Raw genomic sequence first — 14,385 nt, 5'->3', positions numbered from 1 at the left:
TCTTCTTCTATTGCCTTGAGATAGCGGGTATTTATCTTCGTCTTGTTTGCTATATCCTTCAGGGTCTTATTTCTATCTTCTCTCTCTTTACGCAGGTATGTGCCAAGAGACTCCAAAGGACCTCCTTAATAGCTACTTGCTCGATAAAGGACATTAGATAGTTATTATCTAACGTCCTAAAAGTTCAAGATACACCTGACTGGATATTGCCTGCTCACTTTTAGGAGCGAGTTCTATAACCTTCTTGAAGGAATGATAGGCAGGCTCTTTTTTATCTTCCTTCAGATATGCAATGCCGAGCTGATAATGGGCATCTAAAAAATCAGGTGTTATCCTTACCGCCATCTCCAGAGAACTGATCGTCTCCTTCATCATGCCGAGTTTTATGTAAGAAAGGGCAAGGTTATAATATGCAAGATCGAAATCAGGCTGTATCTTTAATGCCGCTCTGTAAGCATTTATTGCATCGAGGGGATTACCTTTGCTGTAAAGGGCAAAGCCAAGATTATTATATGCAAGGTGTGGTGTGGAGTAAAGGGGATTACTTAATGCCATTTTGTATTCCTCTATAGCCTCATTCCACCTCTTGAGTTTTGCATAAAGGACTCCGAGATTATTGTGTGCATCAGAAAAGTTTTTATCAAGACTTATAGCCTTTTTATATGCCTTTTCCGCCTCGTCGAATCTCTCAAAATTCCATTCATAGATGAGTCCGAGGGCATTATATGATTCCTTATCTGATGGATTGAGTGATATTGCCTTCTGAAATTCGATGAACGCCTGCTGGGTTTTCCCTTCGTTAAGGAAAGATACGCCCAGCTTGTAATGTGCTTCTCCCCTCTGTCTGCTTTCGATCTGACTCTGTGTCGTGGCGCAGTGTGGCAGAAGAAGAATCAAAATCAAAATACAAAAATAATATATTCTGTTATTCTGGACAATAACCATCATATATACTTTCCTATCAAGAGATCCAGCCGTTGCTTTACATTCTCAGGGATAGAGTTAGTATCTGTTATTATAGCATTTTTCAGGGCATCAGCACAGATACAGCTCCTTGCAGGTGGTAGCGATATAACTGCATTTTTTATAATATCTTTTGCCGTCTGCACATTTCTCTTGAGGGTTTCAACGACTGTCTCAACTGTAACATCCTCCTCGTGGGCATGCCAGCAGTCATAGTCAGTAGCAAGGGCGAGTGTTGCGTAACATATCTCTGCCTCTCTTGCGAGTTTCGCCTCTGTAACATTGGTCATACCTATGACATCAACATCCCATTTTCTATAGATATTTGACTCAGCACGCGTAGAAAACTGTGGTCCTTCTATACAGAGGTATGTCCCACCAAGATGAACTGTGGCACCCACCTTCTTTCCTGCATGGAAGAGGACATCCGAAATCTCTTTACATACAGGGTCTGCCATGCCTACATGGACAACGATACCATTTCCGAAGAATGTGCTTTTTCTCTGTTTTGTGTTGTCATAAAACTGATAAGGAATTACTATATCTCCGGGCTTTATCTCTTCCTTCATACTCCCTACGGCAGAAACAGAGATAATCCTTTCTACACCGAGCATCTTCATCCCATATATATTTGCCCTGAAACTAAGCTCTGTTGGCATTATCCTGTGTCCCCTTCCGTGTCTCGGAAGAAATGCCATTTTTATACCTTTAAGGTTGCCGAGTATATATTCATCAGAAGGGTCTCCAAAAGGGGTTGAAAGCCTGACTCCCCTGACACCCTCAAGCCCTTCCATATCATAAAGTCCACTGCCTCCTATGATTCCAATGGTTGCACTCTCGAATGTCTTTTGCATAGTTATTCCCCCTCCCTCGATGTCTGAGATCCACTCTACGAGTCTATGACAGTTTATGCTATAAGACATCTTTTTTCAAGGGGTAAGTTTTTTTATTTGGGGCAGGCTTGTTTCAGAGGCACTGAACTTGATTCAGGATGCTGAAATAAATTCAGCATGACAAAAAGGGAAGGAATAAGGTATATTTAAATTAGCCATCTAAATCTTGCTTTCTTATTTAACGCTATGACACAAAAGTCTCTTTACCTTATAGACGGCAACTCATACATATACAGGGCATACCATGCCATACCAAGGCTCACTACCTCAAAAGGCTTTCCGACAAATGCGATATATGGCTTCACCAATATGTTACTGAAGATAGTAAGAGAGAAGGAGACTGAGTACCTCGCAATAGCATTTGATACCGCCGCACCTACAGAGAGACACAGGATTTTTGAACAATATAAGCTGCAGAGACCAGGGATGCCAGACGACCTTTTCCAGCAGATGCAGTATATAAAGAGGCTTGTTTCCACATTTAATGTATACTCTATCGAGATAGAGGGATGTGAGGCAGATGATATCCTCGCTACGATAGCATTGAAGACAGCAAGTGAAGGGTTTGATGTTACCATCGTAACGGGGGATAAAGATATCATGCAGGTGGTATCGCCACATATAAGGATATACGACCCTATGAAAGATAAGGTCTATGGAGAAAAAGATGTAGTTGAGCGATTCGGCGTTGAGCCAAAAAAGGTGGTAGAGGTCATGGGATTGATGGGTGATAAAATAGATAATATACCTGGTATCCCTGGTATAGGAGAAAAGACCGCAATCAATCTCATTAAGGAATTCGGTAGTATTGAAAACGTTCTCTCCAATATAGAGAAGATTACCAAACCAAAACTCAGAGAGAATTTGCAGAATAATGCTGAACTTGCCATACTCAGTAAGAGGTTAGCTACAATCGATACAGCACTACCAATAGATATAAATCTTGAGAATCTGAGACTCAGAGAACCCGACAACACTAAACTCTTTGATATCTTCAGGGAACTTGAATTTACAAGTCTTATCAAAGCGCTATGTAATAGAGTATCCCACTCAGAGTCGTTACAGTATACAGTCCATACCATACAGCATATAGATGAACTGCTTGATGTCATGAATAAGCTAAAGCAGAAGAAAGAGATGGCATTTGATATCAAAACCGTATCCTCAGAGATTACTGAAATATCTTTATTTCCCGGTTCAGGTAGGTGTTTTTATATCCCTTTATCATTCCACGAAGACAGAGAATCATATAAAGAATCGAAGATCGCTGCGGAGCAGCAATCGAAGATCGCGAAGCAAAAGGTCAAAGCTATGTTGAGGGATATTTTTGTCGATGAGGAGATAAAAAAATATAGCTATAACATAAAGGACGAGGTTGTCACTATGAAGAAAGAGGGGATCGAGATTAAAGGGATTGCATTTGATCCGATGATTGCATCCTACCTGCTTAATCCTAACAGGGCGAGTCATAGGTTGGATGAGATTGCACTCGATTATCTTAACTATATGATCCAGCGTGACAGAGAGATTGAGCATTCCTCGTGCGAGGATGCAGTTCTATCATACAGACTAACAAAGGAACTTTCTCCGATGATAAAGGAGCGCGGACTCGACCGTATTTTCTCTGAGGTTGAGATTCCACTTGTAAGCGTTCTTGCTGATATAGAGTTGAACGGATTCAAGATAGATACAGATATCCTGAGCAAACTCTCCACAGAGATAGGTGATTATATGGAGAGGATAATGCACAGGGTATATGAAACAGCAGGATGCGAATTTAACATAAATTCACCAAAACAATTATCAGATATTCTGTTTAATAAACTCGGTCTAAAACCTGTAAAAAAGACAAAGACAGGTTACTCTACAGATATGGAGGTCCTTGAAGAACTCGCAGTATATCATCCTCTTCCTCATGATATACTCGAGTACAGGACATTATCAAAACTTAAATCCACCTATATTGATGCCCTGCCAAAACTTATAAATCCAGAAACAGAAAGAATCCATACAAGTCTTAATCAAACAGTAACTGCAACAGGAAGACTCTCTTCAAGTGAGCCGAACCTCCAGAATATACCGATAAAGGGTGCGTGGGGAGAAAGGATAAGAAGAGCATTTATTGCTGATAAAGGATGCCTGTTGCTATCTGCTGATTATTCACAGATAGAACTCAGGATATTAGCTCACCTCTCAGACGATGAGGCGTTAATTCATGCATTCAGGGAGGATGTAGATATACATTTAAAGACAGCGTCTGAGATATTTGGTGTTCCTGAAGAGTCCGTAACACCAGAGATGCGGAGGAAGGCAAAAGTGGTCAATTTCGGCATTATTTACGGAATGAGTCCCTATGGACTTTCAATAGAACTCGATGTAACGCCTGAGGAGGCAAAAAAATATATTGATCTCTATTTCGAGACCCACAAAGGTGTCAGAGATTTCATAGCTAAGACCATCGCTGAGGCAAAAGACAGAGGGTTTATTACTACAATTCTTGGCAGACAGAGACCCATCCCTGAGCTGAACAACCCTAATGCCTCTATTCGCAGTCATGGAGAGAGGCTTGCAATTAATACACCGATTCAGGGAAGTGCTGCTGATATTATAAAGATGGCAATGATAAATATTTACAAGCGTTTAGGGGAATATTACTCAAAGACGAAGATGATCCTTCAGGTGCATGATGAACTTATCTTTGAGGTGCCTGAGATGGAGATTGACGAAATGAAATATTTAATAAAAAGGGAAATGGAGTTTGTGGTGGATTTCTTAGTGCCACTGAAGGTCGATATTGGTATTGGTAAAAACTGGGCAGAGACACATTGATCCCTCACAGAATGACTGTATTAATAGGAAGGGAGGAAGTGAGGAAGTGAGGGAGGAAGGGAGGTAAATATGACACATCCAAAAGTCATGGCTTTTGTCTTAGCAGGGGGGAGGGGTGAACGGCTTTTCCCTCTGATCATAGCACGTTCGAAACCTGCAGTTCCCTTTGGAGGACGTTACAGGATAGTTGATTTTGTACTGAGCAATCTTGTTAACTCTCACATCTATTCCATTTACTTGCTTGTTCAGTACAAATCCCAATCACTCATTGAACATATAAGGGAAAACTGGATACTTTCTTCTGTGAGTAACCATTTCATTGCAGTAGTTCCACCTCAGATGCGCATGGGTCCTGAATGGTTTCAGGGAACTGCAGATGCTGTTTTCCAGAATATTAGTCTAATTCGCCAGCATAACCCTGAACTGGTTGTCGTTTTTGGAGCTGACCATATCTACAGGATGGATATAAGACAGATGATAGATTTCCATCTCTCAAAGGATGCCTTTGTTACTGTGGCTGCACGGCCTGTGCCTCTGGAGCAGGCATCTTCTTTCGGAGTTATTTCAACGGACAGCGAAAATCGTATTATTGGATTTCAGGAAAAACCAAAAAAACCGATTCCAATGCCATCTGACCCGACACGTGCATATGCTTCCATGGGAAACTATATATTTACACGGAATACCCTGCTGGATGCACTGGCAAAGGCACAGCGGAAAAAACAGCATGACTTTGGTGCCCATGTAATACCTGATCTTGTCGAGACTGGAAGGGTATTTGCCTATGATTTTGCTACAAACATTATCCCGGGGACTAAACCACATGAGGAAAAGGGATACTGGCGGGATGTAGGGACTATACCTGCCTTTTTTGAGGCGCATATGGACATGCTGGGTGTTGCTCCTCTGTTTGAACCTGATAATAAACTTTGGCCCATTCATCCATCAAAATATGAAGGACCTGCTGCAAAGATACTGAAGGGTGACATCAGGAACAGTTTAATCGCTGAAGGTGTTTTAATTCATAATGCAAAGATACGCAACTCTGTAATTCGTAGTGGAGTGGTAATTGAAGATGGTGTGAGTATAGAGGATTCCATTATCATGGATTATGTAGTGCTTAAAAAGGGATGCAGGATTCGTAAGGTGATTATTGATAAACTAAATGTAGTGGGGGAAGGTGAGCAGATCGGTTTTGACCCTGATGCAGATCGTTTTCGCTGCCATATAGACCCTTCTGGTATCGCAGTGATTCCCAGAGAAGGTAGACAGAGAAGACAGGAAAAGGGAGGAGGTGGGGTTCTTCGATAGATTAGATTATATTATTAATGAGTTAGCATCACTTAGCGGTATCATCACAGAATACTATGATAACTGGGGAGAATTACGCATCACACCTCTGGAGACTAAAAAGGCTATCCTTAAGTCTATGGGTTTTAAGATTGAGACCATAGAGAATATCCAGAAGGAAGTTAATGAAATCCGTGCCCGTCCGTGGAATCGTTTTGTTGAACCAGTAAAAATTGTCTCTGTGAATAATCAACCTCCAACTATATCCCTTTACATTCCACTTCCTGAAGGAGATGAGAGAGTTATTTCAGTGGAATGGGAGATCAAGGATGAGACAGGTCAGAGCAGAGAGTACATACTCAAAGGAGATGCTATAAATCCTGTAGATTTCAAGATAATAGATGAAAAACGCTATGTTAGAATAGAAATCCCGAATGAGACTGATAGGGATATAGGATATTATACCTTTAGATTTACTTGTAAAACCCCTGAAGGAAAACAATCAGGTGTTATGCAACTTATCGTTACCCCTGATGGGTGTTACATCCCATTAGAGCTTCAACAGGGCAAACGGACATGGGGACTTTCAGTGAATCTTTATGCAATCCGTTCTTCTCAAAACTGGGGAATAGGTGACTTTTCTGACCTTGAGAATATAGTTCAATGGGTTGCTAAGAACCTGAAAGGTAGTTTTGTAGGGATTAATCCTCTGCACACCATCCCGAATCAGAAGCCGTATGGAATCTGCCCATACGCTCCAGTAAGCCGTCATTATCGAAATTTCATCTACATTGATATAGAAAAAATCCCTGAGATTGCTGACTCTTCTGAAGCCCTCAGCCTTTTGAGATCCTCCAGTTTCATGGAGGAGTTACGTAACCTCAGGGAAGTACACCTGATTGATTATGGAAGAGTGGCATCTCTGAAAAGGAAGATGCTTGAGAGCGCCTTTTCAATCTTTTATGAAAAACATTATAAGCTCCGTTCTCAGCGTGGACTTGAATTCGAAAGATACCGCCGGAAAGAAGGCACTGCACTGGAATCATTTACTATTTTTATGGCTTTATGGGAATATCTCAGAAAAAAGATGCCCGAAGTTCACTCGTGGCAGGACTGGCCAGAGGAATACCATAACTTTTCAGGGACAGCCGTGCAGAGATTTAAGGAAGAGAACAGCGAGAGAGTCCTTTTTCATCAGTATATCCAGTGGATTATTGATGAACAGCTCCATGTAGTAGCAGAGACAGCAAAAAACCTTGGTATGTCTGTTGGTCTCTACCATGATTTGGCAATTGGCTCCATCAAAGGAGGCAGTGATACATGGAGTTATCCGAATGTCTTTACATCAGGCATGAGCGTTGGAGCACCACCTGATGCATTTAACCTGAATGGTCAGAACTGGGGGTTCCCTCCATTAATCCCTGGAAAACTCAGGGAATCTGGCTATGAGTTTTTCATACAGACGATAAGAGAAAATATCAAACATGGTGGTGCCCTCAGAATAGACCATGCACTCGGTCTGTTTCGGGTTTTCTGGATACCTGAGGGAATGTCTCCTCAAGATGGGACATATGTCCGCTATCCATCAGAGGACCTTTTACGGATAATCGCTCTTGAGAGTGTAAGGAATAGGACAATAATAGTTGCAGAAGACCTCGGGACTATAGGGGAGGAGGTTCGTGAGACATTATCTCGATTCAATATGTTCTCTTACAGGTTATTTTATTTTGAGAGGGATTATTCAAAAGGAGAGTTAATCATACCTGATGGCTATCCTGAGATAGCTCTGACATCTGTTACAACCCATGATCTGCCCACCTTATATGGTTACTGGATAGGCCGTGATATAGAGATAAAAAAACAATTGGGACTCTATCCTGATGATGGTGCATGGCAGAAAGACCTGAATGAAAGAAAAAGGGATAAGGCTATAATACTTTCTGCACTTCATTCTCAGGGGATTCTACCTGAAAATCTTCCATTAGACCCTGAGATGGTTTCTGAGATGACACCTGAACTCTGCCTTGCAGTATATACCTATCTTGCACGCACACCCTGCAAAATGGTAACAGTGAGTCTTGATGACCTTTTCGGAGTTCTGAACCAGCAAAATATGCCAGGCACTATTGATACTTATCCAAACTGGTCATTAAAGATTCCCCTCGAACTTCAGGCACTGATTTCTGATTGGAGGGCTAAAGCAATGGCTGATATGTTCTATCGTGAGAGAAGGGACTGATAGATTCACTCTATCTTAAGGATGTACTCTAAAGACTCTTTAGCAACTCCTATCGAATCAATCAGGACAGATAGCTCATTGTTGTATTTGAGTGCACTCTGAGAAAGATTGTGGCTTCCGATAAAGACATAACGTCTGTCTATAACCACAACCTTTGTATGTGTTGTTCTGTGAGGTGAGTCAAACCTGACAGAGACGCCTCCTTTTTTCAGTATATCGGCAGTCTTTTTATTTTCATCACCTGCTTCTCTGCCTTTTCCCCTCTCAAACACCACGAGTACCTTTACACCCCTTTTTGATGCAGATATAAGGTCATCCACGATTATATTCGCCCGGTTGCCTGCCGATGTCCCCATTTTAAAATTAAATATGCTTACTACTATCTCTTTCTTTGCCTCACCGAGCATCCTGTGCAGGGTATAAAAGTATTCTTCATTTCTAAGGAGTGTAACTTTCGCAGGTGATACTTCCACAGCTTCGATTTTCGATTGTCGATAGTCGATAATCGAAAGAATTAATAAGATCAGTAAGGAAAGGGTGATAGCCTTTTTCGAATCTTTCTTCAACCTGCTACCGTCAACCGTCCAACGTCTATCCTCTACTCTCTTTTCCACTCTCCGCTCTTTCCACCTCTTTTTCCCATAAGTCTGATATCCGAAATCACCATACCCCTGTCAACAGCCTTGCACATATCATATATAGTCAATGCTGCAACCGAGACAGCAGTAAGCGCCTCCATCTCAACACCTGTTTTTGCTATTATCTTTACCCTTGACTCTATGTCAATCTTGCTTTTTTCTTCGTCGAGGTCAAAATATATTTCTATCCCTGTTATTCCGAGGGGATGGCACATCGGAATGAGAGTGCTCGTATTCTTTGCAGCCATTATACCTGCAACACGAGCCACTCCAAGTACATCACCTTTTGATATCCTTCTGTCTTTTATAAGCCGAAGAGTTTCAGGTTTCATTTTGATAGAGCCTTTTGCAATCGCTTCCCTTTTAGTAACATTCTTATCACTCACATCCACCATCTTTGCTCTGCCTTCTTCGTCAAAATGTGTAAATTTCTTCATAAGTGCTCCTTCTAGAGTATTAATTTTTAATAGGATTTTAATATTATTTTCCCCTGTTGGCAATAGGTTTTCTTCTAAGACCATATCCCTCAATAATCTTAACCAGAACTCTTTTTCTCCACTTTAGACTCAAGCATTATCGTCACCGGACCATCATTTGAGATATGCACATCCATGTGTGTCCCGAAATCTCCGGATGTTACTTTTATGCCTGTCTGTTTTAATCCTTCAATGAAATTCAGATACATATGTCTTGCTTTTGATGGTTCTTCTGCGTTGTCAAAAGATGGGCGATTGCCTTTTCTACAGTCTGCTGCAAGTGTAAATTGAGAGACAATGAGCGCCTCTCCTTTTATGTCTCTAATAGAAAGGTTCATCCTGCCTTCTGTGTCCTCAAAGATTCTGAGACTGGAAATCTTCCTTACAAGATATTTAAGGTCGTCTGTTGTATCGCCTTTTTCAATACCCAGAAATATGAGGATCCCTTTGCTAACAGCACTTATGACCCTGCCCTCAACCTCTACACTTGCAGTTGAAACTCTCTGTATTAATACCTTCATAGAAATCTATTTAAAGTTTCATCTCGTTATTGCAACTTCTTGCAGAGTTCCGCCACTCGGGCACCGAGCTTAAATGCATCAGCCGCAGCCGTCTCATCGGGAGCACCTAAAGAGGCCACGCCGTAGTGTCCAGTGGCACTCATGGGGTCACCCACTATGATCATACCATAGATGAGCATGCACTGAAGTATAGACATGATGGTTGTCTCTTTACCACCTGTATGGTGTCCGCCTGTGGCAAAGGCTGCGCCCACCTTATTTTCCATCTTTCTGCGTACACCCACAAATTCATCAAAGACTCTCTTAAGGTCTGCTGCCATGACTCCAAAATATACAGGTGAACCAGCAACAATTCCAGCAGACGCCAGAAAATCTTCCTTTGTAACTTCCTGCGTGCTCTTAACTACAGCCTTTGTGCCTGTTGACTCAATTCCTTTAGCCACCTCTTCAGCGAGTTTTCTCGTGTTGCCTCCTTTAGAGTAATAAAGAACTAAAACCTGCATACTTATCCTCCTTTCTTCATGTTAAACAAACATTTTTATTACCCAAACAACTCTCCCTCAAACTTCTGCAAAATCTTCCTCTGTAATTTCTGACCTGTGATGTTTGTGCATTTCTCACTAAGTCTTACCTGTGTGATCACGAACAAATTTCATGATCCTCCTTATACCTTCTTTGAGATGTGAGATATCCCTTGTATAGGTAAATCTGACAAATCTATCTGTTTTATTTCTCCCAAAGTCTATCCCTGGTGTCACAGCAACGGCCTTCTTCTCTAAAAGGAGCTCGCAGAATTTTATTGAATCCATTCCGTATCTCGTTATATCTGCCCATATATAGAATGCACCTTCTGGCTTTGAAGGGATATCAAATGCATCCTTCAACCCTTCGTAGAGAATGTCCCTCCGTTTCTTGAATGTATTTTTTACAGTCTCTAAATATCTATAATCAAATGCCTCAATAGCTGCATACTGAGCAGGTGTATTTGCTGCTATAAAGATATTCTGAATCAGTATTTCTGCCCTTCTTATGAACTTTTCTGGGAGAATCACCCATCCAATCCTGAAACCAGGCATGCAGAAATATTTTGAGAAGCCATTGATCACAATGGAATCATTAGAGAACTCAAGGGCTGTATGTTCCCTTTCATCATATACAAGCCCATGATATATCTCGTCAGAGATAAACCATATCCTCTGTTCTCTGCAGAATTCAATGAGTCTCTTGAGCGTATTTCTCCTATAGAGACTCCCCACAGGATTCGAAGGAGACGAGACCATCAATACACCTATATTTTCAATCTCTCCGAGCATCTCTGGTATTATCTCATAATGGGTCTCTCTATTCACAAAGATAAAGTGTGGCTCTATATCAAGGAAATAGGCGAAGTTTTTATAGCATGGATAGGATGGGTCAGAAAGAACCAACCTTTTGCTCTTTTCAACAAACAATGCCAGGGCAATGAGGAAGGCACCCGATGTTCCTGGTGTTATAAGAATCCTCTCAGGAGACATATTCACATTGTAAGTCTTATAATAATGCTCGGAAATCCTTTCCCTGAGCTCCAGAAGTCCTGAGGCAGGCGTGTAGAAGAACCTCCTGTCCCTGATTGCCTTTAAGAATGCCCCTTCAACCTTTGGGGATGGCGGAAGGTCTGGCTCACCAACCTCCATGTGGATGGCATCCGGCCTCTGCCGTGCCTTCTTTAGGATATCCATCACTATGAAGGGTGAGATTTTTCCCGTCTCTTTATCCAAACAATTCCCCCTGCAATCTCTGTAAAATCTTACTCTGTAGTTTCTGGCTTATGATGGAAGAGATGTGGTCTGAAAATCTGGTCATGGTTCGCTATCAATTATTGTTTTTTCATTTTGAGAATCTGTTTTTAGTTTCAAAGATATATAAGAATCCTGCAATCCTTGTGATTCCAATACCGGCAAACTCTTTCAATGAAAGAAGATGTTTATCACCTGTTACTATGAGACTTGCATCTGATGCCTTAGCACATTCAAGTATCCTGTTGTCAGTTTCATCCTTTAGTAATGATATCTTAACTGAAGGCTTATTTACTGTAGCAACCTTACTTATATGTTTCAATGCAGATTCTATCTTGAGATTATCCCACTGAAATTTCTCTCTCAGCTTTTCTGCAAGTTCAGTGAGTATTGGCACTGATGTGTAGAGTTCAACCTTACCTTTTACAGCCAGCAGATACGCCTCCTCTGCCTTACTATTTGGAGAAGTAAGGGCTGAAATATATACATTGGTATCAAAAACAACCTTGATCACTAACGGCCCTCAAAGATGAGCCGTTCAATGCCTTTCTCTGTTAATTTCATCCCCCTCGCTTTCTTTGCCCCGTATTTCTGAAGCCTGAGAAACTCTTCCTCGAGCCTTTCCTGTCTGTAGAAGACGAACATCTCCCTGAATAACTGGCTCTTTGTTTCACCTCTCATCTTCGCCACCTTTTCATATTCCTGTGCAATATCAGGCGGGAGAGATATCGTCATAGCAATCCTCTTTCTTATCGGCATAATACACCTCCTGTGGTATTACAATATAATACCACAAACAAGAAATACTTACAACCCTTAGAATGAAAAGCAAAGACCCTGGCAGACTTTTGACTTACTCACAACAACTCCCCCTGCAATTTCTGCAAAATCCTGTTCTGCAACTTCTGGCTTGTGAGGAAAGTTTTAACTTTTTCTTGCTGTAAGGATAGCTGTAAGATTAAAAGGAGGCAGAAGCAGAGGAGGTATATTAGCTTTCAGTGTTATATTTCCTATTATTTCTCTAATAAATGGGAATAAGTGAGCCGGTGCATGAATTTTAGAAAACTTTTTAAGATCTTCATAGCTTTTACCTTTAAAGGTTCCTTCAATAGAGACCTTCATAATAAATGGCTTACTCTTTGCTTTTTGAAATAGTGTTGCAGATAATATTACATTAAGTGTTTTTTTATCTGAACTGAAAAAATTCTTTGTTTTGAGACCTATCTCGACAGGTATACCGTCTTTAGGTGGCTTAAAGTCTTTATTTAGCTTGAAGTCGAGTTCGGTTAAAACGACCTTGATAAAATTAATTCCTGTATCAATCCCCAATTAAATCCCCCGTTTTTACATTAAATATTTCAGCAAGTTTTTTTAATGTTTTTGATGGTACATTATACCCAACTCTTTCAATTCTGCTTATGTTTGGCTGTGCCGTGCCGAGTTTTTCTGCAAGAGTCTTCTGGTCTATTCCATTAATAAGTCTATAATATTTTATCCAACTCATCTTGCCCTGTCTGACAAGTTCCTGCCATTCGTTAAACTGCTCTTCCCATGCCTCTTCCCATGTTCTTTTCCCTTCAAGTGTAGAGGTAAATTTATCAACAATGGTTTTTAAGGGTACAGCCTTTTCACTTAAAGCGGTCTTTAACTCGAAAGACTTGACTTCATTTCTTAGAAACTCAACAAGTTTCCGCAACTTCTTATTCTCGACTCTTAATTTTTCAATTTCACTATCCTTAATTGAATCACAAGTATCACAGATTTCGTCTAAATCTGAGGGAGAGATAATTTTTGAAGCAATTTGAGATGGCATAATCCAAGTATAAACTTTTCTAAAAGGATAACGGATCTTTTCTCTGGATGAAATCATTGACATTCCCTCCATTGGGTGTAAAGAAGTTTTATAATTTGATAGTGCCATGAATCCTTTTTATAAGTGTCTTCATTTCTTGGGATAATGCAATACACACAAACTAAGCCGGATCTTTTATAGGCATAAAAAATTCTGTAATCCAAAATATCTACACATTTAAGTTTTTTGACATATACTCTCTTCTTAGCAAGATTCCACACGGTTTCAGATTCACATTCCTTGGTCATGGGTAAAGGATCAAGTCCTAATTCGACAATTCTCTGAATGATTCGTCCTGACGTCTCTTGATCGAGAAGCGCAATTTCTTTAATAGTTCTCCAAACATTGGTATGCACTTTTATGTTATTTGGAAGTTTAGGTATTTTCATACTATATCATTTTTGATATATTGTCAAGAACAAAATATTGTTAATATTTATAAAGATGCTACAACATATTGAATAATTTATGCTACTCCTTCAAAATCCCCCTCACAATCCCATCAATCTCCTTAATCTCATCCGCAAGCCCTACCTTTATTAATTTTCTCAAATTCCTGATGGATGCTGAAATAAGTTCAGTATGACGCCTTCAATGTTTTACGACTTTTCAACAGCCTGTTAGGCATCTGAGCTAACAATGAGCATTAGCCTATATCTTCTTTCATCATAGGTGAGGTTAATGTTTAAAAGCGGTTCACTAACATAACGATCATTTGAGATATCTTTCATCCTCACATAATGTGAATTACATTCAAGTATTCTACATTCATGTGTTGCACGATTGTCGAGTATCAGCGAAATTCCCCAGTTAGTATCAAAATAATTCCCCACCTGGTATCAGAATAATTCCCCAGTTAGTATCAAAGTAATTCCCCACTTTTTCCACAATAGTGATATAAGATTTCCT

At 40.4% G+C, this 14,385-nt stretch carries 17 protein-coding genes; 3 read left to right on the top strand and 14 right to left on the bottom strand.

Annotated elements, in window-relative coordinates:
• The 3 genes from AB1488_04590 to mtnP form a co-directional block, all read right to left on the bottom strand.
• A partial coding sequence (locus AB1488_04590; protein ID MEW6409374.1) for a helix-turn-helix domain-containing protein occupies positions 1-116 on the bottom strand: 116 nt, incomplete at its 3' end.
• 52 nt (positions 117-168) lie between these two features.
• Positions 169-903, bottom strand: a complete 735-nt coding sequence (locus AB1488_04585) for a tetratricopeptide repeat protein (GenBank protein MEW6409373.1) — start codon at positions 901-903, stop codon at positions 169-171.
• Between the two features lie 41 nt (positions 904-944).
• On the bottom strand, positions 945-1,817 hold the full coding sequence (mtnP, locus tag AB1488_04580) for an S-methyl-5'-thioadenosine phosphorylase (protein MEW6409372.1): 873 nt from the start codon (positions 1,815-1,817) through the stop codon (positions 945-947).
• Between the two features lie 225 nt (positions 1,818-2,042).
• Between mtnP and polA the strand changes: the two genes are divergently transcribed.
• The 3 genes from polA to malQ all read left to right on the top strand — a co-directional run bounded on the left by polA (position 2,043) and on the right by malQ (position 8,214).
• Positions 2,043-4,685 (top strand): DNA polymerase I, encoded by a 2,643-nt coding sequence (polA, locus tag AB1488_04575; GenBank protein MEW6409371.1) that lies wholly within the window; start codon positions 2,043-2,045, stop codon positions 4,683-4,685.
• Positions 4,686-4,754: 69 nt separating this feature from the next.
• Positions 4,755-5,996, top strand: coding sequence for a glucose-1-phosphate adenylyltransferase (locus AB1488_04570; GenBank protein ID MEW6409370.1), 1,242 nt, complete (start codon positions 4,755-4,757; stop codon positions 5,994-5,996).
• Positions 5,980-8,214 (top strand): 4-alpha-glucanotransferase, encoded by a 2,235-nt coding sequence (gene malQ / locus AB1488_04565; GenBank protein ID MEW6409369.1) that lies wholly within the window; start codon positions 5,980-5,982, stop codon positions 8,212-8,214. Before AB1488_04570 ends, malQ begins: the two co-directional genes overlap by 17 nt.
• A 5-nt stretch (positions 8,215-8,219) precedes the next feature.
• On the opposite strand, the gene AB1488_04560 is transcribed toward malQ, so the two are convergent.
• From AB1488_04560 to AB1488_04510, 11 genes are all read right to left on the bottom strand, one after another.
• Positions 8,220-8,828 carry a phospholipase D-like domain-containing protein gene (locus AB1488_04560; protein ID MEW6409368.1) on the bottom strand — a complete coding sequence of 203 codons (609 nt, stop codon included), beginning with the start codon at positions 8,826-8,828 and terminating at the stop codon, positions 8,220-8,222.
• Positions 8,813-9,289, bottom strand: coding sequence for a cyclic pyranopterin monophosphate synthase MoaC (moaC, locus tag AB1488_04555; protein MEW6409367.1), 477 nt, complete (start codon positions 9,287-9,289; stop codon positions 8,813-8,815). Before moaC ends, AB1488_04560 begins: the two co-directional genes overlap by 16 nt.
• 98 nt (positions 9,290-9,387) lie before the next feature.
• Positions 9,388-9,849 (bottom strand): D-aminoacyl-tRNA deacylase, encoded by a 462-nt coding sequence (gene dtd, locus AB1488_04550; protein MEW6409366.1) that lies wholly within the window; start codon positions 9,847-9,849, stop codon positions 9,388-9,390.
• Between the two features lie 26 nt (positions 9,850-9,875).
• Positions 9,876-10,352 (bottom strand): flavodoxin family protein, encoded by a 477-nt coding sequence (locus AB1488_04545; protein ID MEW6409365.1) that lies wholly within the window; start codon positions 10,350-10,352, stop codon positions 9,876-9,878.
• Positions 10,353-10,469: 117 nt separating this feature from the next.
• Positions 10,470-11,606, bottom strand: coding sequence for an aminotransferase class I/II-fold pyridoxal phosphate-dependent enzyme (locus AB1488_04540; protein ID MEW6409364.1), 1,137 nt, complete (start codon positions 11,604-11,606; stop codon positions 10,470-10,472).
• A 109-nt stretch (positions 11,607-11,715) separates the two neighbouring features.
• Positions 11,716-12,138, bottom strand: coding sequence for a putative toxin-antitoxin system toxin component, PIN family (locus AB1488_04535; protein MEW6409363.1), 423 nt, complete (start codon positions 12,136-12,138; stop codon positions 11,716-11,718).
• A complete protein-coding gene (locus AB1488_04530; GenBank protein ID MEW6409362.1) occupies positions 12,138-12,383 on the bottom strand; it encodes a CopG family transcriptional regulator in 246 nt (81 codons plus the stop codon). Before AB1488_04530 ends, AB1488_04535 begins: the two co-directional genes overlap by 1 nt.
• A 165-nt stretch (positions 12,384-12,548) precedes the next feature.
• The gene (locus AB1488_04525; GenBank protein ID MEW6409361.1) at positions 12,549-12,953 is read right to left on the bottom strand and encodes a protein-export chaperone SecB; all 405 of its coding nucleotides are present in this window, start codon (positions 12,951-12,953) and stop codon (positions 12,549-12,551) included.
• Positions 12,943-13,494 (bottom strand): helix-turn-helix transcriptional regulator, encoded by a 552-nt coding sequence (locus tag AB1488_04520; protein MEW6409360.1) that lies wholly within the window; start codon positions 13,492-13,494, stop codon positions 12,943-12,945. Before AB1488_04520 ends, AB1488_04525 begins: the two co-directional genes overlap by 11 nt.
• Positions 13,491-13,865: a hypothetical protein gene (locus AB1488_04515; protein ID MEW6409359.1), complete on the bottom strand. Its 375-nt coding sequence runs from the start codon at positions 13,863-13,865 to the stop codon at positions 13,491-13,493. Before AB1488_04515 ends, AB1488_04520 begins: the two co-directional genes overlap by 4 nt.
• Positions 13,866-14,096: 231 nt before the next feature.
• Positions 14,097-14,309 carry a hypothetical protein gene (locus tag AB1488_04510; protein MEW6409358.1) on the bottom strand — a complete coding sequence of 71 codons (213 nt, stop codon included), beginning with the start codon at positions 14,307-14,309 and terminating at the stop codon, positions 14,097-14,099.
• Positions 14,310-14,385: the final 76 nt, after the last annotated feature.

The sequence above is a fragment of the Nitrospirota bacterium genome (assembly GCA_040756155.1).
Classification (GTDB): Bacteria; Nitrospirota; Thermodesulfovibrionia; order JACRGW01; family JBFLZU01; genus JBFLZU01.
Note: the sequence above shows the minus strand (reverse complement) of the source record. Positions and strands in the feature narration are given on the sequence as shown.